At 66.1% G+C, this 18,968-nt stretch carries 18 protein-coding genes and 1 riboswitch; of the genes, 6 read left to right on the top strand and 12 right to left on the bottom strand.

Annotated elements, in window-relative coordinates:
* Nucleotides 1–46 precede the first annotated feature (46 nt).
* Nucleotides 47–1,426 (bottom strand): MFS transporter, encoded by a 1,380-nt coding sequence (locus ACFJI2_RS05520; protein ID WP_377704100.1) that lies wholly within the window; start codon nucleotides 1,424–1,426, stop codon nucleotides 47–49.
* 227 nt (nucleotides 1,427–1,653) lie between these two features.
* Between ACFJI2_RS05520 and ACFJI2_RS05515 the strand changes: the two genes are divergently transcribed.
* The 4 genes from ACFJI2_RS05515 to ACFJI2_RS05500 are packed head-to-tail and all read left to right on the top strand — an operon-like array spanning nucleotide 1,654 to nucleotide 4,636.
* A complete protein-coding gene (locus ACFJI2_RS05515; RefSeq protein WP_107875088.1) occupies nucleotides 1,654–2,139 on the top strand; it encodes a VOC family protein in 486 nt (161 codons plus the stop codon).
* 11 nt (nucleotides 2,140–2,150) lie between these two features.
* Nucleotides 2,151–2,585, top strand: coding sequence for a YciI family protein (locus ACFJI2_RS05510; RefSeq protein ID WP_132138072.1), 435 nt, complete (start codon nucleotides 2,151–2,153; stop codon nucleotides 2,583–2,585).
* Between the two features lie 31 nt (nucleotides 2,586–2,616).
* Nucleotides 2,617–3,354 (top strand): YciI family protein, encoded by a 738-nt coding sequence (locus tag ACFJI2_RS05505; protein ID WP_377704099.1) that lies wholly within the window; start codon nucleotides 2,617–2,619, stop codon nucleotides 3,352–3,354.
* 7 nt (nucleotides 3,355–3,361) lie between these two features.
* Nucleotides 3,362–4,636 (top strand): RNA polymerase sigma factor, encoded by a 1,275-nt coding sequence (locus ACFJI2_RS05500; RefSeq protein ID WP_377704098.1) that lies wholly within the window; start codon nucleotides 3,362–3,364, stop codon nucleotides 4,634–4,636.
* Here ACFJI2_RS05500 and ACFJI2_RS05495 read toward each other — a convergent pair.
* The 3 genes from ACFJI2_RS05495 to ACFJI2_RS05485 form a co-directional block, all read right to left on the bottom strand.
* Complete coding sequence (locus ACFJI2_RS05495; RefSeq protein ID WP_377704097.1) at nucleotides 4,633–5,172, bottom strand: DUF488 family protein; 540 nt, start codon at nucleotides 5,170–5,172, stop codon at nucleotides 4,633–4,635. The two genes, ACFJI2_RS05500 and ACFJI2_RS05495, sit on opposite strands and share 4 nt — an antisense overlap.
* Nucleotides 5,173–5,270: 98 nt before the next feature.
* Complete coding sequence (locus tag ACFJI2_RS05490) at nucleotides 5,271–6,128, bottom strand: STY0301 family protein (RefSeq protein ID WP_377704095.1); 858 nt, start codon at nucleotides 6,126–6,128, stop codon at nucleotides 5,271–5,273.
* Nucleotides 6,129–6,267: 139 nt separating this feature from the next.
* Nucleotides 6,268–6,678, bottom strand: a complete 411-nt coding sequence (locus tag ACFJI2_RS05485; RefSeq protein ID WP_377704093.1) for a GFA family protein — start codon at nucleotides 6,676–6,678, stop codon at nucleotides 6,268–6,270.
* Nucleotides 6,679–6,796: 118 nt separating this feature from the next.
* Here ACFJI2_RS05485 and ACFJI2_RS05480 point away from each other — a divergent pair, with 118 nt between their 5' ends.
* Entirely contained in the window at nucleotides 6,797–7,957 is a 1,161-nt protein-coding gene (locus tag ACFJI2_RS05480; RefSeq protein WP_377704091.1) for an iron-containing alcohol dehydrogenase, read from the top strand.
* 14 nt (nucleotides 7,958–7,971) lie between these two features.
* Nucleotides 7,972–8,071: riboswitch (TPP riboswitch) on the top strand.
* A 48-nt stretch (nucleotides 8,072–8,119) separates the two neighbouring features.
* On the top strand, nucleotides 8,120–10,240 hold the full coding sequence (locus ACFJI2_RS05475; protein WP_377704090.1) for a TonB-dependent siderophore receptor: 2,121 nt from the start codon (nucleotides 8,120–8,122) through the stop codon (nucleotides 10,238–10,240).
* Here the strand turns inward: ACFJI2_RS05475 and ACFJI2_RS05470 are convergent, their stop codons facing one another.
* The 8 genes from ACFJI2_RS05470 to ACFJI2_RS05435 form a co-directional block, all read right to left on the bottom strand.
* Entirely contained in the window at nucleotides 10,241–10,987 is a 747-nt protein-coding gene (locus ACFJI2_RS05470) for a hypothetical protein (protein ID WP_377704089.1), read from the bottom strand.
* Nucleotides 10,984–11,517, bottom strand: a complete 534-nt coding sequence (locus ACFJI2_RS05465) for an AAA family ATPase (protein ID WP_377704087.1) — start codon at nucleotides 11,515–11,517, stop codon at nucleotides 10,984–10,986. Before ACFJI2_RS05465 ends, ACFJI2_RS05470 begins: the two co-directional genes overlap by 4 nt.
* Nucleotides 11,518–11,541: 24 nt before the next feature.
* Entirely contained in the window at nucleotides 11,542–12,165 is a 624-nt protein-coding gene (gene pnuC / locus ACFJI2_RS05460; RefSeq protein ID WP_377704086.1) for a nicotinamide riboside transporter PnuC, read from the bottom strand.
* 94 nt (nucleotides 12,166–12,259) lie between these two features.
* Nucleotides 12,260–14,404: a S46 family peptidase gene (locus ACFJI2_RS05455; RefSeq protein WP_377704085.1), complete on the bottom strand. Its 2,145-nt coding sequence runs from the start codon at nucleotides 14,402–14,404 to the stop codon at nucleotides 12,260–12,262.
* An 80-nt stretch (nucleotides 14,405–14,484) separates the two neighbouring features.
* Nucleotides 14,485–15,651: a histidine kinase gene (locus ACFJI2_RS05450; protein WP_377704084.1), complete on the bottom strand. Its 1,167-nt coding sequence runs from the start codon at nucleotides 15,649–15,651 to the stop codon at nucleotides 14,485–14,487.
* Complete coding sequence (locus ACFJI2_RS05445; protein ID WP_377704083.1) at nucleotides 15,648–17,870, bottom strand: CheR family methyltransferase; 2,223 nt, start codon at nucleotides 17,868–17,870, stop codon at nucleotides 15,648–15,650. The genes ACFJI2_RS05450 and ACFJI2_RS05445 overlap by 4 nt, the downstream gene beginning before the upstream one ends.
* A 23-nt stretch (nucleotides 17,871–17,893) precedes the next feature.
* Complete coding sequence (locus ACFJI2_RS05440) at nucleotides 17,894–18,211, bottom strand: chemotaxis protein CheB (protein ID WP_377704082.1); 318 nt, start codon at nucleotides 18,209–18,211, stop codon at nucleotides 17,894–17,896.
* Nucleotides 18,212–18,311: 100 nt separating this feature from the next.
* A complete protein-coding gene (locus ACFJI2_RS05435) occupies nucleotides 18,312–18,956 on the bottom strand; it encodes a TolC family protein (protein ID WP_377705798.1) in 645 nt (214 codons plus the stop codon).
* Nucleotides 18,957–18,968: the final 12 nt, after the last annotated feature.

The following is an 18,968-nucleotide window of genomic DNA, read 5'->3' as shown; positions in this document are numbered from 1 at the left end:
GCTCGCTGCCGGGCCTTTGGGCACGCCACCGGATGACGCAACCGGATTACAGGTCCGTGATTTCCTTATGCTTGGGCACCAGGGTCTTCATCACGCCCCACGCGGCCAGGTAAGCCAGTGCGCAGAAGGTGAACATGATCATGTAGCCGGTCTGGATCTGGCCCAGCGCGCCGTAGTAGTCGAACAGCCAGCCGCCGACCTTGGACACGGCCACGCCGCCCAGGCCGCCGGCCATGCCGCCGATGCCCACCACGGACGCCACCGACTTTTGCGGGAACATGTCGGACACGGTGGTGAAGATGTTGGCCGACCACGCCTGGTGCGCCGAGGCGCCCACGCCGATCAGCAGCACCGGCACCCAGAAGCTGATGTAGCCCAGCGGCTGCGCCAGCAGCACCACCAGCGGGAACAGCGCGATCACCAGCATGGCCTTCATGCGGCCGTCGTAGGCGTGCATGCCCTTGTTCATGAAGTAGGCCGGGAACCAGCCGCCGCCGATGCTGCCCACCATGGTCATGCTGTAGAGCACGGCCAGCGGCACGACGATGTCTTCCTTGCCCATGCCGTACTGCACCGACAGGTACTTCGGCAGCCAGAACAGGAAGAACCACCACACGCCGTCGGTCATGAATTTGCCGAAGGCGAAGGCCCAGGTCTGGCGGTAGCCCAGCAGCTTGAACCAGGACGTCTTCTCGCCGGCCGGCGCCGCCGGCGCGGTGGCCACGGCGTCGCTGCGGATGTAGGCCAGTTCGCTGGCCGACAGGCGTTTCTGGCGGTCCGGCGTGTCGTACATCAGCTGCCAGGCCAGCATCCACAGGAAGCCGACCGCGCCGATGACGATGAAGGCCGCTTGCCAGCCCCAGTTAATGGCGATCCATGGCACCGTCAGCGGCGCCAGCACGGCGCCGATGTTGGCGCCCGAGTTGAAGATGCCGGTGGCGAAGGAGCGTTCCTTGCGCGGGAAGTATTCCGCCGTGGCCTTGATGGCGGCCGGGAAGTTGCCCGCCTCGCCCACCGCCAGCACCGCGCGCGACAGCATGAAGCCGGCGATCGACACGGGAATGGCGGCCATGCCGAAGGCGCCCAGCACCTTGGCGATGCCCTCGCCCATCGGCACCGAGTAGGCGTGCATGATGGCGCCTATCGACCAGATGACAATGGCCAGCACGTAAGCTTGCTTGGTGCCGATGCGGTCCACCACGCGGCCGGCGAACAGCATCGAGATGGCGTAGACGAACTGGAACACGGCGGTAATGTTGGCGTAGTCGCTATTGGACCAGCCGAATTCCTTGGACAGGTCCGGCGCCAGCAGACTGAGCACCTGGCGGTCCAGATAGTTGACGGTGGTGGCGAAAAACAGCAGCGCGCAGATGGTCCACCGGTATTTGCCAATAACTTGCTGGCTGACAGGCTCACTCAGGTTCATGGGGAATTCACTTATTCTGGTTGGTCGTTCCGGCCCCTATCTCCACGGGACCTCTAAGTTGTATGTCATCGTACAACCTTGAGGGGCGGCAGGCAAGCAAAAAATAGTACAAAAATATATTTATGTAGCGTGTCGATCTGGCGTTTCTCCGTCCGTCGTGTGAGTATGAGCGCCGCAGTTGCGTTCAGCCTTGATCACTTATCTAAACACTTAGCAAGGAGATAGCCATGACCCAAGTTGCCCCGATCCCACAAGGTTTCCAAACAGTAACGCCGCACCTGGTGTGCGAAGGCGCCGCTGACGCAATCGAGTTCTACAAAAAAGCGTTCAACGCGGTGGAAATGGCGCGCATGCCCGGCCCGGGCGGCAAGATCATGCACGCCCAGGTCAAGATCGGCAACGCCATCGTGATGCTGGTGGACGACTTCCCCGACTGGGGCAGCGTCGGCCCGAAAGCGCTGAAGGGTTCCCCCGTCGTGCTGCATATGTATGTGGAAGACGTGGACCAGGTCTACAACCAGGCCGTGGCCGCCGGCGCCGAAGCGAAGATGCCGCCGGCCGACATGTTCTGGGGCGACCGCTACGGCATGGTGGTGGACCCGTTCGGCCACGTCTGGTCCATTGCCACGCACAAGCGCGACATGACGCCGGAACAAATGCAGGAGGAAATGAAGCAATCCATGTCCGAAAACTGCCCCGGCAAGGAAGCCTGAAAGGAAGCGCCATGAGATTCATGCTGATAGTGAAGGCCAGCCCGGAATCCGAGGCCGGCAAGATGCCCAGCGAGGAGTTGCTGACGGCGATGGGCAAGTTCAACGAGGAACTGGTGAACGCCGGCGTGCTGCTGGCCGGCGAAGGCCTGCACCCGAGTTCGCGCGGCGTGCGCGTGCGTTTCTCGGGCAAGAACCGCACCGTGATCGACGGCCCGTTCTCCGAAACCAAGGAGCTGATTGCCGGCTTCTGGCTGGTTCAGGTAAAGTCGCTGGAAGAGGCGATTGAATGGGTGAAGCGCTGCCCCAATCCGATGGAGAGCGAGTCCGACATCGAGATCCGCCAGGTGTTCGAGATGGACGATTTCGGCGCCGAGTTCACGCCGGAATTGCGCGAGCAGGAACAGCGCATCATGGCGAAGGCGGCGGAGCTGCAGAAACAGCACTGAGCAATCAATAAAGGAGAGCAGGATGCAATTCATGATCTTACGCAGGGGCGACAAGGTATCGGAAACGGCGGGCTTCCCGTCGCCTGAACTGGTGCGCGCCATGCCGTCGGCGAAGTGGTTGCATCCCAGCGCCAGCGGCTTGCGCATGACGCGCAGCGGCGGCCAGTGGCGCGTGAGCGATGAAGGCCCGTTCGACCCGCGCGAGCTGGTGGCCGGCTACGCCTTCATCGAAGCCGACAGCCGCGAACAGGCGGCGCTGTGGGCCAGCCAGTGGCCCGTGGCGGACGCCGAGGGCCATGCCGAGCTGGAAGTGCGCCAGGCCGGCTGCCCGGGCGGCTGCGTGGGCTTCGACATGCAAACGCCGCCGCAAGGCGCGCCGGCGGATTTGCAGCCGGCGCAACTCAAGCCGGGCATGCAGCCCTACGCCGTGCTGCTGCGCTCGGACGCCGGCAGCGAGGCGGACCTGGAGCCGCCCGCCGCCATCATCGACACCATGAACCGCGCCAACCTGGCCGGCATCCGTGCCGGCATTGCGTTGGCGGGCGAAGGGCTGCGCGCCTCGTCCAAGGGAGCGCGCGTGAAGTTCAGCGGTGGCAAGCCGTCCATCATCGACGGGCCGTACACCGAAGTGAAGGAACTGATCGCCGGCTACTGGCTGGTGCAGGCCGAGTCCATCGAAGGCGTGATGGACTGGGTGAAGAACTATCCTTACCCGCAGCCGCCGGAAATGGACGTGGTGGTGGAACTGCGCAGCGTGCACGTGTCGTAAGCCGGGCATGAACCAGCAAGGCATCCACCGCGCCATTGAAGCGGTCTGGCGCATCGAATCGGCCAAGATCATCGCCGTGCTGGCGCGCATGCTGCGCGACGTCGGCCAAGCCGAGGAAATCGCGCAGGACGCACTGGTGAGCGCGCTGGAGCGCTGGCCCGACAGCGGCACGCCCGACAACCCGGCCGCCTGGCTGATGACGGTGGCCAAGAACCGCGCCCTCGACCATCTGCGCCACCGCAAGCTGGAGCAGGACAAGGAAGCCGAACTCACTTACGAAATCGAAGGCCTGCTGCAGGACGCCGCGCCGGACCTGGAGCGCGCGCTGGACGACAATATCGGCGACGACCTGCTGCGCCTGGTGTTCGTCGCCTGCCACCCGGTGCTGTCCACCGAAGCGCGCGTGGCACTGACCCTGCGCCTGCTGGGCGGCCTTACCACCGACGAAATCGCGCGCGCCTTCTTCGTGCCGGAAGCCACGGTGGCGCAGCGCATCGTGCGCGCCAAGCGCACGCTGGCCGAGGCCAAGGTGCCGTTCGACGTGCCGCGCGGGCACGAGCTGGTGGAGCGGCTGGCGTCCGTGCTGCAGGTGGTCTACCTGATCTACAACGAGGGCTATTCCGCCAGCGCGGGCGCGGACTGGATGCGCCCCGCCCTGTGCGAAGAGGCGCTGCGGCTGGGCCGCGTGCTGGCCGAGCTGGCGCCGCAGGAACCCGAGGTGCACGGGCTGGTGGCGCTGATGGAAATCCAGTCCTCGCGCGCCCGCGCCCGCACCGACGCGCGCGGCGCCCCGGTGCTGCTGCTGGAACAGGACCGCTCGCGCTGGGACCAGCTCTTGATACGGCGCGGCCTGGCGGCGCTGGCGCGCGCCGAGCAGATCGGGCGCGGCTTGGGGCCGTACGCGCTGCAAGCGGCCATCGCCGCCTGCCATGCCCGTGCGCGCCGCGCCGAAGACACCGACTGGCACCGCATCGCCGCGCTGTACGACGGCCTGGCGCAGCTGGCGCCCTCGCCGGTGGTGGAACTGAATCGCGCGGTGGCCCTGTCGATGGCCTTCGACCCCGAAACCGGCCTAGAAGTGGCCGACGCGCTGCTGGACGAACCGGCGCTGAAGAACTACCACCTGCTGCCCAGCGTGCGCGGCGACTTCCTGTTCAAGCTGGGGCGCAAGCGCGAAGCCCGCGCCGAATTCGAGCGCGCCGCCGCGCTGACGCAAAACGAGCGCGAGCGCGACCTCCTGCTGACCCGCGCCGCCGCCTGCGGCGAGCTGCCCGCGCCTTAGCTGTCCTCGGTCTGCTCGGGCGGATACGTGATGCGCAAGCCTTCGACGCGGGCGAACGGCGTGAGCTTGTGCGGACGCCGCTGGCGGACGTCGATGATCTCATCGACAGGCACTCCGCGCACCAGCAAGGCATCGGCCACCAGCGAACGGTGGCAGCGCCACGGCACCGCCTCGGCGCACATCAGCGCGCAGGCCTTGCTGCGCCCCAGTTCGATGACGGTATCGACGTTGTCCGCGAATTCCTCGGTCTGCATGTAATCGGCATAGCCGCGGAAGGACATGTTGCGCCAGCCGGCATTCGGCGAATCCTTGCGCGCGCGGCGCAGGCCGCCGAGGCCGGGCAGGTAGCGGTACTCGATGCCGGCTGCGGCCAGCGAGGCCGGCAGCTGGTCCTGGCCGAACTGCGGGTTATGGCGCGACTTGGGCACCGTGCGGATATCGAGCAGGCAGGCAATGCCGTTCTGGCGCAGCAGCCCGATGAAGTCCTCAATGGTGCGGTTCGAATGGCCGATGGTGCAGATCAATTCCTGTGTCATGCGCAGCTCCCGCGATAGCTCCGCCCACATTCTGGCACGCGTGTTGCGTGCGCAGCGCACCATCCGGCAATGCGAAGCCGGACGGCCGGGTCAAGGACTTATCCGACCAGGACAGCGTCGTTCCTGACGGTTGTCTTGGTGTAATTGACGGGCGGGTATTCGCAATGATTTTGAAAGTACCACCACAAGAGCTGGCCCTCGGCCTTTAAAAGCGACTCGCCGAAATGGGTGTGCGACGCAAGCGCTATCCTGATGGGTCCATATTCCTGCACCAGATGCTCGAACTTCATCTTGTTCGCCCTGGAAGTGGCATGCAGCGCCGCCGATGGGAGATAGCGCTGCCTGAAGGTGCCTTTAGTCTGGCCGATATACACTACATCGCTTTCCCCCCTAAGACGGGGAATAGGCTTTTCCGTGCGAAATACATAGACAATATTCTTTTCTATGCTCGCTTCCTCATGTCCATAGACGCGCCGGAACGTCACTTCGTCGACTGAAGTAATGCGTTCCGGGAGCACGCGAAACAGGTCCAGTGCATCGCCAAATTTTTCTGCTGTTAAAAGCACTGAATACCGTCCTCCATACTCCACTCCAGTTTCCCAGGGAACCGCACAGCCAAGTTTGCCGTATTTCCACATAGAAATGCAAGTCCGGAGAGGCCGCCATCGGTCACACTCGATTCGCTTCGTGCTGGCAAACCGGGGCGTGTAATCCAGCGTTACGCGGCACTGTTTTGTGGCGGGCGGCAGGTTGCGGTTCAGCGCCAGCGAGGTTCCCGTGTAGGAGCGCACCAGCCACGGCTGCTGCGGGGCGACGAAGTCGTAGATCAGGACCTTGTCCTTGCCGTGTTGTGTCTCAGCGGAGTGCATGAGCGCAGCCATTCTTTCAGGCGGACCGTCAGCGAATCCGCCGAAAAAGTAGGGATGGTTTCCCTCATCATCCTCGTCAAAGGCCACCCAGGCATTGTCAGCCTGTCATCCTCCTGTTCGACAAAAAAGGATCACTGTTGCGGCCTGAGGGAAAACCCTTTTGACTGCGCACAAGAAAATGCGGTGAAACGTGCCGCGTCCGGCGCCAGCACTGGGAAACGCAAGCTTAGGGTGTGCGGCTGCGTGGATAACGCGGCAGGCCGTCGCCGAGGTGCAGCCAGCCTAACTGGCCCTCCACCTGGGTATGGTCGAGCGGCGGCAGCACTTCGGGGTCGTCAAGGCTGCAGGTGGTGACGTCGATGAAGCCGGGGCCGCTGGCGGATTCGTAGGTCAGGTGGGCGCCGCAGCGGGCGCAGAAGCAGCGCGTGACACCCGGGCTGGATGCGAAGCACTGCGGCGCGCCCAGCGTGTAGCGGAAACCCGCCAGCGGGATGGTGAACCAGGCCACGCATGGCGCGCCGGCGATGCTGCGGCAACTTTCACAGTGGCACAGCGTGCTGCCAGCCACGGGGCCGCGCGCTTCGTAGCGCACCGCGCCGCAATAGCAGCCGCCGGTCCAGGCAGTTTGGGTATCCATGTCGTCCTCCCGATGGCGTTTACTGCATTGTAGGCGCCAACGCGTTTTCCGTCGCTGAGCGATAATGGCGGGCTCAAGCCAGCCACATCTGGCCAGCCATATCTATCAGGAGCACGCCTTGCTTAACTTCGACTTTTACAATCCCACTCAAATCCTGTTCGGCCAGGGCCAGATCGCGGCCATTACGCCGCTGGTGCCGGCCGGCGCGCGCGTGATGATGCTGTACGGCGGCGGCAGCATCAAGCGCAACGGCGTCTACGAGGAAGTGAAGGCGGCACTGAGCGGCCATACGGTCATCGAATTCTCCGGCATCGAGCCCAACCCGCACTACGAAACGCTGATGAAGGCGGTGGACATCGTGAAGGCCGAGAAGATCGACTTCCTGCTGGCCGTGGGCGGCGGCTCGGTGATTGACGGCACCAAGTTCGTGGCCGCGGCGGCGCTGTTCGGCGACGAAGACCCGTGGCTGATCCTGAAAAAAGGCGGCACCAACATCAGCGCCGCCCTGCCCTTCGGCAGCGTGCTGACCTTGCCCGCCACCGGCTCGGAGATGAACGCGGCTAGCGTCGTCACGCGCGCGGCCACGCAGGAAAAGCGCGCCTTCCACAGCCGCCATGTGTTCCCGCAGTTTTCCGTGCTGGACCCGGGCAAGACCTTCACGCTGCCGCTGCGCCAGGTGGGCAACGGCGTGGTCGACGCCTTCGTGCACGTGATGGAGCAATACATGACCTACCCTGTGAACGCGCCGGTGCAGGACCGCTGGGCCGAAGGCCTGCTGCTCACGCTGATCGAGGAAGGCCCGAGAACGCTGGCCGAGCCGGACAACCTGGATGCGCGCGCCAACGTGATGTGGAGCGCCACCATGGCGCTGAACGGCGTGATCGGCGTGGGCGTGCCGCAGGACTGGGCCACCCACCTGATCGGCCACGAGCTGACCGCCCTGTACCACCTGGACCACGCGCAGACGCTGGCCGTCGTCCTGCCGGGCATCCTCACGGTGCGCCAGCAAGCCAAGCGCGCCAAGCTGCTGCAGTATGCGGCGCGCGTATGGGGCATCAGCGAGGGCGATGAGGACAGCCGCATCGCCGCCGCCATCGCGCGCACGCGCGGCTTCTTCGAGCAGATGGGCGTGAAGACGCGCCTGTCCGGCTACGGGCTGGACGCCGCCGCGATCGACGCCGTGGTGGCCGCGCTGGAGGCGCACAAGATGGTGAAGCTGGGCGAACATCGTGACGTGGACGCCGCAGCCGCCCGCGCGGCGCTGGAGCTCAGCTTGTAAATCATGTTACACTTGTAATTCGCTAGGGGTCCTGGGAACGCGTTTTCCGGGTGAGAGATACCCTTCGTACCTGATCTGGATAATGCCAGCGAAGGAAAGCGCAAAGTTGTTTCCCCTCCTTTGTTCCCTTCCGTTGGCTCCCTTTGTTGATGAGAGCCCAAAATGTCCGCACGAAATTTAGCAGTTAGCACGATCGCCCTGGCGGTCTCCCAAGCCTTTGCCGTTTCCGCCTTCGCCGAGGATGCGCCCGCCGCGCCGGCCGAAGCCACCATGGCCGACGTGGTCGTCATCACCGGCAAGACCGGCGCCCAGGGTGCTTCCGTGGCCGGCTTCACCGATATGCCGCTGCTGAACACGCCGGCCTCCGTGACGGTGCTGAACCGCGAGAAGATGCAGGAGCTGAACATCCGCTCCACCACCGACGCCGCCAAGTTCGACGCCAGCATCAGCGACGCCTACAACGCGGTCGGCTATGCAGAGCAGTTCTCGATCCGCGGCTTCAATCTTGATAACGGCAGCAGCTACCGCAAGGACGGCCTGATCATCCCGGGCGACACCCAGATCCCGCTGGAGAACAAGGAATCCATCGAAGTGCTGAAAGGCCTGGCTGGCCTGCAGGCCGGCATGGCCACGCCGGGCGGCATCATCAACTATGTGACCAAGCGCCCTACCGCTACGCCGCTGCGCTCGGTCACCATAGAAGCGAGCGAACGCGGCACGCTGCTGGGCGCCGTGGACGTGGGCGGCCGCTTCGAAGACCGCCGGTTTGGCTACCGCGTAAACGTGGCCAGCGAGCGCCTGCGCTCCTACGTCAAGGGCGCCGACGGCCACCGCAACTTCGTCTCGGGCGCCTTCGACTGGCAGATTTCGCCGCAGGCGCTGCTGCAGCTGGACGCGGACTACCAGAAAAAGTCGCAGGTGTCCGTGCCCGGCTTCCAGCTGATTGACAACCAGACGCTGCCCAACATCCCGGCCGATACCATGCTGAACAACCAGCCGTGGAGCTACCCGGTGCAGACCGAGAGCAGCAACATCGGCGCGCGCTTCACCTACCAGTTCAACCAGAACTGGAACGCCACCGTGAGCGCCAACAGCCACTCCTTCAAGCGCGACGACTACACCGCCTTCCCTTACGGCTGCGGCGCGCAGAATCTGTATCCCGGCTTCTGCTCCAACGGCGACTACGACGTGTACGACTACGTGAGCCTGGGCGAGCGCAAGAAGCCGCAATCCGTGCAGGCCATGGTGCAGGGTAAATTCGCCACCGGCGGCGTCAAGCACGCCGTCACGGCCGGCTATTCCTTCTTCAGGAACAGCGAGAAGTGGGGCGACGATGTCTATGAATACGCGGGCACCAGCAATATCTACCACCCGGTGGTGGTGCAGCCGACCGGCTTGACCAGCGGCCCGGTGACCGAGCGCCGCAGCGACCGCGAACGCGCCGTGTTCTTCCAGGACGTAGCGAGCCTGACCGACCAGCTCACGCTGCATGCCGGCGCGCGCCATACCCAGGTTGAGCGCAACCAGCTGGCCGCCGTGGCGCCCACCGACGAAAGCTTCTGGCTGCCGAACGTGTCGCTGGTGTTTGCGCCGCGCGCCAACGTGTCGGCTTACGCCAGCTGGGCCGAGGGCCTGGAGCGCGGCGGCATCGCGCCCAAGCTGACGAACAACCAGAAGCAGGCGCTGTCGCCGTCGCTGTCCAAGCAGATCGAACTGGGCGTGAAGGCGGACCTGTACAAGGACCTGAGCCTGGCCATGGCCGTGTTCCAGATCCGCAAAGGCCTGGAGTACACCGACGCCGGCAACACCTACGTGCGCAACGGCCGCGCCGAGCATCGCGGCCTGGAGCTGTCGGCGCAAGGCCACCTCACGCCGGACCTGATGCTGGCCTTCTCCGCCATGGCGCTGAACACCGAGCAAAGCGGTACCGGCCAGGCCAGCCTGGATGGCAAGCGCGTGACCAACGTGCCGAAGTTCAAATCGTCGCTGTATGCGGAATACGCGGTGCCGCAAGTGGCCGGGCTGAAGGTCAACGCCAACTGGCAGCACGCGGGCAAGAAGGCCTTCGACCCGGAGAACACTTTCTTCGTGCCGAGCTACAGCACCCTGAACCTGGGAGCCTCCTACGCCACCAAGATCGGAGCCACCGCCGCCACCTTCCGCGCGCAGGTCTACAACGCCACCGACAAGTTCTACTGGCGCGACGCCACGCCGGACTTGGGCGGCTACCTGTTCCCGGGCGCGGAGCGCACCGTCAAGCTGTCCGCGCAGTTTGACTTTTAACTAGAAGATGTACTGCACCCGCATGGTGAAGCTTTTCGCCGTGCGGGCTGAATTCCTGCCGATCAGCCAGGCCGCCTCGTACTTGAGCTGCTGGCCTGCGCCCACGTCGCGCGAGCCGAATACCGCCGGTCCAAGCCGGTGCGAGCGCTGCTTTTCCGGCAGCCAGTCGTTCCATTTCCCCACTTCGCCGAAGCCCTGCATGCCGGGCTGCAGCCAGCTTTTCCAGCGCTGCTTCACCTGCCACTGATAGACCAGCTGGGTCTGTTCCGGTTCGCCGGTGCGGTAGTCGCGCTGCAGGAACACGTTGAAGTTGAACTGCGTGCGCCAGACCTCCGTCTGCAGCACGGGGCCGATCTCCGTGCTGTAGCTGTGCGCGCCGTTGGCACCGCGCGCGTCGCTGCGGCCGATGGTGGTGTGCAGCGCCAGGTCGAAAGGATACTGGCCTTGCGTGAGCATGTAGTCGTTCTGCCACTCCAGCTCGGCCAGCTTGTCGAAGCGGCCGTGCACGCGTACCCAGACGGCCGAGACTTCGGTGTACCAGCGCGAGGTGACGCCGTAGCCGAAGCCCAGTTCGGGCGAGGACACGCTGGCGGAACGCTTGTAGTCGGCGTTCCAGTACTTGAAGTCGATGGATTTCTGGCCTTCCACGTCATAGGTGGAGACCAGGTAGTAGCCGGTTTCGGCGTTGGCCGGTGGCGGCAGCGCGGCGGCCAGGACGAAGGAGAGGACGGCGGGTGCTCTGTTCATCCCGCTAATGTAGCAGGGCTGCCCAGCACTTGCTCGACTTTCATCAAGCGTTGTTCAGGTGAACCACTCACCAGTGTGTACGGAATGCCACGCGCAGCCAGTTCATCGAGCAGCAGCGCACTGACCGGGCCGCTGGCGTCCTCGGGTTCGCGCATCAGGCCATCGGGCACCCAGGGCAGGTCCGGGGCGCACAGCAGGGTGATGTCGTAGCGGTGCGCGGCGGCCAGCGCGGCCAGTTCGGCGTCCACGCCGCCGAAGTAGTGGCGGCTGTAGACGGCCGTCATCAGCGGCGTGGTGTCGCAGAACAGGAAGCGGCGCGCCTGCGGCAAGGCCGCTTCCTCGCGCGCCACCTGGGTGCGGGCGATGTGGATCTGGTCGGACGACACCGGCAGGCGCGCCTCGGTGTCGACGAACTCGCGCAGGTACTCCGGCACCCAGATGGTGCGGTAGTGCTGCGCCAGGCGCGCCGCCAGCGTGGTCTTGCCGGAGGACGCGGAGCCGACGATGGCTACGCGCAGCGCGGGCGTCACGCGGCCTCCATCATTTCAGCACCATCATTTCAGCACCATCGCTTCGGCCGCGGCGCCGCCCTCGCCCATGGACTTCTTCCACGCCAGCAGGCCGACGGCGGCCATGGCCACGAACATGGCGTACAGGAGCGCGGTCAGCATCAGCCCTTTGTGAATGTAGAGCGCCACGTAGATCACGTCGACGATGATCCAGACGTGCCAGTTCTCCAGCTTCTTGCGCGACAGCAGGAACTGGCCCACCAGGCTGCCGGCGGTGAGGAAGGCGTCGGTCTTCGGCACGTCGGTGTCGGTGTAGCGGTGCAGGAACCAGGCCAGGACGGCGAAGCCCACGGCCCAGCCGGCGGCGGCCAGCCGCAGGCCGCGCTGCGTGGTGCGGGTGACCGGGAGCTGGTCGTGGGTGGCGTCGCCGTGCAGCCACTGGTACCAGCCCCAGAACGACACGCTGATGAACACCAGCTGCAGCGCCATGTCGCCGTACAGGCGCGCGCCATAGAACACCACGCCATAGGTGGCCGAGGACAGGATGGCGAACAGCCACGCCCAGTGGTTCTGGCGGATGTTGAGCAGCACCGTGAGCACGGAGAGCACGAAGGAAATCAGCTCAATGGGCGTGGTACTCAGCCCGAACAGGGCAAATGATTCATTCATGGCGGGCGATCGAAGGAGAACCGCCGATTATGACGCAAAAAGGGGCCGGGCTCAATATTGAAGCCGGCCCCTCATTAATTAACCCTGACCCCTTTTATTTTTTAGGGTACTTGATGGTCATTTCTTTCAGCAGGTTGTCGGCGTGGTCGACTTCCTTCATGACCCACAGCATGTAGCGGATGTCGAGGTGGATGGCGCGCGTGATGGCGGTGTCGAAGTACCAGTCCTTGGTGATCGATTCGTAGGTCGAGTCGAAGTTCAGGCCGATTAGCTCGCCGTGCTTGTTCATCACGGCCGAGCCGGAGTTGCCACCGGTGGTGTCGGCGCTGCTCAGGAAGTTTACCGGCACGGTGCCCAGCACGGGGTCCTTGAACTGGCCGTAGCGCTTGGCCTTCACCGCTTCGATCAGGTTGTCCGGGGCGATGAACGGGTCTTTGCCGGTGTGCTTCTCGACGATGCCTTCCACGGTGGTGAACGGGCCTTTGGTCAGGCCGTCCTTCGGCGAGTAGGCCGACACGGTGCCGTAGGTGACGCGCAAGGTGGAGTTGGCGTCCGGGTAGACCGGCTTGCCCTGGGATTTTTTCCAGGCGATGACGGCGGCCATGTATTGCGGCACCACGCGTTCCAGGTTGCCGTCCACTTCGGAGCGGCGCTCTTCCAGCGACAGGCCTACCGCGTGCAGCTTGACGGCCAGCTTGAGGAAGGCGTCGTCGGAGGCGGCGATGGCGGCGGCGTCCTTGTCCATCAGCGCCAGGCGCTCGGCGGTCACGCCCAGCTTCGACTGCGCGTACAGCGCCGGCACGTCGGCCACTTGCGGCAGCAGCGCGTCCAGCCCTTGCGGGTGGGACTTGGCGGCCAGCTTGGCGTAGCGCGCCAGGCCGTCGGCGAAACGGGCCTGGTCCACCTTCAGCGTGAAGGACTGCTCCAGGCGGCTCAGGCGGGCCTTGATCGGGCTCACGTCGCGCTGCTGGTAGCCGGCCTTGCGCTCGGCGTCCGGCTTCTGCTTCTCCAGCGCCAGGCGGTACAGGGTGCGCGCGCTTTTCAGCAGGTCGCTATTGGTGGCCACGCCCCAGGCGAATTCTTCGTCGGACAGGGCCATGTCGGCGGCGATCGCCGCGTCCAGTTCGGCCAGCATGGCGGACGACACGCCGGGCTGCTTGGCGTACCAGGCGCGGAATTCGGCGTCCTGCGCGTCCTTGACGGCGGCCAGGTCCTTGCGCGCGAAGCCGTCCATCAGGCCCAGCGTCTTCTTCATGCGGTTGTTGATGCTCTTGACCACGCTGGCGTAGCGCACCACGCCGGCTTCGTCGCCCTTGGTGGCGGCGGCGATGGTGTCCAGGTCGGCCTGGTATTCGGCCGCCTGCAGCGGATAGGCCGAGTCGCGCGCGTTGCGGATTTCAACCGGCAGCTTGTAGCGGCTGGTGCGGCCCGGGTAGCCGGCCAGCAGGATGGGGTCGCCGTTCTTCAGGCCTTCGGCCGAGACCACCAGGAAGTCCTTCGACTTGTACGGCACGTTGTCCGGCGACGGGTCGGCCGGGCGGCCGTCCTTGCCGACGTAGGCGCGCAGGAAGGAGTAGTCGCCGGTGTGGCGCGGCCATTCGTAGTTGTCGATGTCGCCGCCGTAGTTGCCGATCTTGTCGGACGGCGCGTACACCAGGCGCACGTCGCGGATCTGCATCTGGCGGATGCGGTAGTACTCGGCGCCGCGGTGGAAGCTGGGCACCGAGCAGCGGTACATCTTGTCGGTTTCGCATTCGGCGATCAGGGCCTTGATGCGCTTTTGCGCTTCTTCATGGCGCGCCTTGCCGCCCAGCTTGTCCAGGCCTTGCAGCACGCGGCTGCTGACGTTTTCCACCTTGTCGGTGATGTAGACCTGCAGGTTGGGGCCGCCCGGCAGCTCGGCGTCGCGCGTCCTGGCCAGGAAGCCGTTGGCGATGTAGTTGTGCTCCGGCGTGGAGTTGCGCTGGATGGCGCCGTAGGCGCAGTGGTGGTTGGTGACCACCAGGCCGTCTGGCGACACGAAGGAGGCGGAGCAGCCGTCGGTGGAGACGATGGCGCTCATCGGGTGCTTGGACAGGTCGGCCAGTTTTTCTGCCGGGATGGCGATGCCGATGCGTTTCAGCTCGGCCTTGAGCTGCGGCAGCTGGTGCGGCTGCCACTGGCCTTCGTCGGCGTGTGCAGGGCTGAAGGCGGCCAGCAAGGCGGCCGGCAATGCTGAAAAAGCTAGCGTTTTGAACAAGATAATCCCCTAAGATGAAAAGCTGCGGCAGTATAGACCTTGCGCCCGGCCCTGAAAATGGTTTTTAGCTAAATGGTGTTTTAGCTACGGCGGCCCGGCAGGCGCATGCTGATGCGGCAGCCCTGGCCGACGCCGTACACCACTTCCAGCTTGCCGCCATAGGAGCGCAGGCGTTCGCCTATGGCCAGCATGACCAGTGCCTGGCGCTGGCGCCGGCCGGAACCGGCCGCCGCGCCGCCGTCGCCGGCGCCGTCGTCCGTCACCATCAGCAGCACGCCGCCGCTGCCGCCCTGGCGCCGCAGGCTGACCGCCACCGAACTGGCGCCGGCGTCGCCCTGTATCGACTGCAGCGCGGCCTGCAACTGGCGGAACAGCACCAGGGCGGCGCCATCGTCCAGGCAGTCGAAGACCTGCTCGTCCGGCACGTCCAGCGTGCAGGCCAGGCCGCTGCGCTTGCGGAAGTCGGCCAGCAGCCAGTCCATGGCCGCTTGCAGGCCCAGGTCCAGCACGGCCGGCCGCAGCTGGTTCAGCATGGCGCGCACGCTGCGCAGCGTGACGTCGACATTGTCCAGCGCGGCGCGGGCGCGCATGTGCAGCGGCCCCTGGCGCGGCTGCGTGCGCTGGTTCAGCAGCGCCACCTCCATGCGCAGCGCCAGCAGGTTCTGGCCCACCTGGTCGTGCATGGTGCGCGCCAGCTCCATGCGCGCGGTCTCCAGCGCATTGGCCTCATGCTCGGCCAGCAGGCGCAATTGCGCCACCGGGACCGCCTCATCCCTGGCCTGCGGCGCCATCACCACGCAACACAGGCCGGTGGCCGCGTCCAGCCGGGCGTCGAGGCGCACCGCGCAGGCGCCGGGTATGGCGGCAAACAGCTGCGAGTCCATGCCGGCGGCGCCGCCACCGCTCAGCAGCGCGGCAGCCAGCGCGCGCCAGCGCGGCTGCTCCTCGGGCGCCAGGTAGCGTTCGAAGGGCTGCCCCTGCAGCGCCAGCGGGCTTTGCGCCAGCAACGCGGCGCCGGCCTGGTTGGCGCACACCACGCGGCCGGCCCGGTCCAGCGCATAGCTGCACGCGGGCGACAGTTCGAACAGCTGCTGGTACAAGGCCTGCCCGGCCTGCGCCTGCTCGCTGCTTTGCTGCAGCGCCGTCAGCGCCTGCTGCTGCAGTTCGAGTTCGAGCTTGCTGAGCTGCAGCGCCTGCCACTGGCGCAGCGCGTCGCTGTCCGGACGGCCGCCCTGCCCCCGGCTCATCGCAGCGCTCCGTCGCCACCTTCCGGATGGCTCAATGCGCGCAGCCGCGATTCCAGTTCCTTGGCGCTGGTGATATTGATGAAGGTGAGCACCAGGCCGTCGATCACATTGTCCACCGTGCGGTAAGGCATGATGCGCACCGTGAACCAGCGCCCGCTGCGGGTGGGGATCTGCTTCTCGCTGAACACCAGGGTGCGCAGCACTTCATTGGCGTCCTCCTCCAGTTCCGGATAGATCAGGTCGCTGGAAATATCGCTCAGCGGGCGCTGCACGTCGCCGGCGATCAGCTTGTAGATCTGCGTGGCCTGCGTGGTGAAGCGGCGGATGTGCAGCACATTGTCCAGGAAGATGGTGGCAATGTCGGTACTGTTGAGCAGGTTCTTCATGTCGCTGTTGACCAGCGACAGGTCGTCCACCTTCGATTGCAGCTCGGCGTTGACGGTGTACAGCTCCTCGTTGAGCGACTGCATCTCCTCTTTCGACGTGGTCAGCTCTTCGTTGGTGGACTGCAGCTCCTCGTTGGTGGACTGCAGTTCCTCGTTGGCCGAGCGCAGCTCCTCGCGCGAAGTCTGCATTTCGTCGCGCACAGCCTGGATCTCCAGGCGCGCCTGGGCCAGCTGCTGCTCCAGTTCCGTCACGCGCGGACTGGCCGAGCGCGAGCGCCGCCCGGCCGGACGCGGCGCGCTGGCGAACGTCACCAGCACCATGCCGTGCAGCGCCTCGCCGTCGCCCAGCGCCTCGGCGCTTAGGTCCACCGACAGTTCCTGGCCGCCGCTGTTGATCACCAGGCCGCCCAGGATCTGCGGGCCTTCGTTGGCCAGCGCGCGCTGCAGCAAGTCGGCCAGCTCGTAGCGCAGGCAGTCGCGCGCCATGGCGTGGATGTTCCAGTTGGCCTTGCCGGCCGCCGGCTCCAGGTAGGTGCCGGTGCGGCCGTGGATATAGAGAATATCGCCGTCGTGGTTGAGCAGCACGGCCGCCGGCGTGTGCTTTTTCAGCAGCAGCTGCTCGACCTGCGTTTGAAGATTGCCGTTCATGGATGCGGACCTGGCTTCATTGGGGATGGGGGCGACCGCCGCCACCTTGGTTGGGAAATAGTGTACCAGCCTGTGCGTGCTGGCATCGAGACGCTGGTAAATCCGGCTCACGCCCTGCAGCGGCGCGAACAGCTCCGTGAACTGGCCCGGCGTGTCGGCGCTGCCCAGCAGCAGCAAGCCTTCCGGCTTGAGCGCGTAATGGAACAGCGGTATCAGGCGCTGCTGCAGCTTGGGGCTGAAATAGATCAGCAGGTTGCGGCAGCTCAGGATGTCGAGCTTGGTGAACGGCGGGTCCGAAATGATGTTCTGCTGCGCGAAGATGATCATGTTGCGCAACTCCTTGCGCACCCGGTAGCCCTGCTCGTCGGCCACGAAGAAGCGCTGCAGCCGCTCGGGCGACACGTCGGCTTCGATGTTGCGCCCGAACTGGCCGTTGCGGGCGCGGTCGATGGCGTCCGGATCGAGGTCGGTGGCAAAGATCTGCAGCGTGTACTTGGCTTTCGGGCTGACATGCTCGACCGCCTCGCTGAACGCCATGGCCAGCGAATACGCTTCCTCGCCGGTCGAGCAGGCCGGCACCCAGGCCTTGAAGGCGGCGCCGTCCGGGTGCGCCTGCTGCAGCTGCGGCAGCGCCGTCGTCCTGAGCTGCTCCCATACCTTCTGGTCGCGGAAGAAGCTGGTCACGCCGATCAGCATTTCCTTGAACAGCAGCTGCACCTCAGCCGGGTTCTGATGCAGCAGGCTGACATAGGATTCCAGCGAGGCGCGCTGGTGCAGCGCCATGCGGCGCTCGATGCGGCGCATGACGGTGTTCATCTTGTAGTCGGCGAAGTCGTTGCCGGTGCGCGCCAGCAGGAATTGCAGCAGTTCGTTCAGGGCGTTGCGGCGCTGCGTGCCGGGCACCACGCGCAGCGTCTGCTGGTGCGCCAGGCGGCCGGCGATCAGGGCGGGCATCTCGCCCGGGCGCGCCACGATGTCAACCGCGCCGGTATCGATGGCGCTTTGCGGCATGGCGGCAAAGCGCGCCGAAGCCGGCTGCTGGGCCAGCGTCAGGCCGCCGTGCTCCTGGATGGCGCGCAGGCCCGCGCTGCCGTCGCTGCCCATGCCCGACAGCACCACGCCGGTGGCCAGCGTGCCGCAGTCGGCCGCCAGCTCACCCATGAAGCGGTCGATCGACAGGCTCACGCCGGGCACGCGCTGGCGGCGCGTCAGGCGCAGCGCGCCGCGCGCGCGTAGCCGAGGTCGCGGTTCGGGGGAATCACGTACACGCTGCCCGCTTCAACCTGGGTGCCGTCGGCCGCTTCCTGCACCGGCATGGCCGTCACCCGCTGCAGCAGCTCGGGCAGCATGCCGGTGTGCTGCGGATCGAGGTGCTGCACCACCACGAAGGCGAAGCGGCTGTCCGGCGGCACGGCCGCCAGCAGCTCGCAGATGGGCTCCAGGCCGCCGGCGGACGCGCCGATCGCCACCACGGGAATGGCAGGCTTGGGTGCCGGGGCCGGCACGGCGGGGTCAGGGTTGCTCATCGGTGCGGACGATCCAGGGCGCTGAAGTGAATTGCCGATTATACAAAGCGGCCCCCCCGAAAGCCAGCGCCCGCCGGTGCACGCGTCCGATTGGCGACAGTTAGCGCTCCGCGTGCCAGCCGCCGCCCAGCGACTGGATCAGCGCCACGGCCGTGGTCTGGCGGTCGGCCTGGGCCTGCAGCAGGGCGCGGCGCGCGTTGAGCGCCGTGACTTGGGCCTGCACCACGTCGGTGTAGCCGACCTGGCCGGCGCGGTAGCGGTTCAGCATCTGCTGCTCGACCTGGTCGGCAGCGGCGGCGGCGGCGCGGCGGTGCGCCTGCTGCTGCTCCAGGGCGCGGCTGGCGGCCAGCTGGTCTTCCACGTCGGCGAAGGCGGCCAGCACGGTCTGGCGGTAGCGCGCGATGGCCGCATCGCGCGACGCTTCGGCGCCGGCCACGCGGGCGCGGGTGGCACCGGCGTCGAACAGGGTCTGCGCGGCCGACAGGCCGAGCGACCACAAGCTGTTCGAGGCGTTGAACAGGCCGGACGCGGCGCTGGCGCCGAAGCCGTAGGACGCACTCAGGTTCAGGTTGGGGGAAGTAGGCGGCGCGGGCGATGCCGATCTGCTCGTTGGCGGCAGCCACGCGGCGCTCGGCGGCGGCGATGTCCGGGCGGCGCTGCAGCAAGGCCGACGGTACGACAGCCGGAATAGCCGGCACCACCGCTCCGCCCCATGCCGCCGGCTCGGCGCCGTCCGGCGACGCATAGACCAGCGGCG

Origin of the sequence: Pseudoduganella sp. UC29_71 (assembly GCF_042693265.1) — a bacterium.
Taxonomy (GTDB): Bacteria; Pseudomonadota; Gammaproteobacteria; order Burkholderiales; family Burkholderiaceae_D; genus Rugamonas.
Note: the sequence above shows the minus strand (reverse complement) of the source record. Positions and strands in the feature narration are given on the sequence as shown.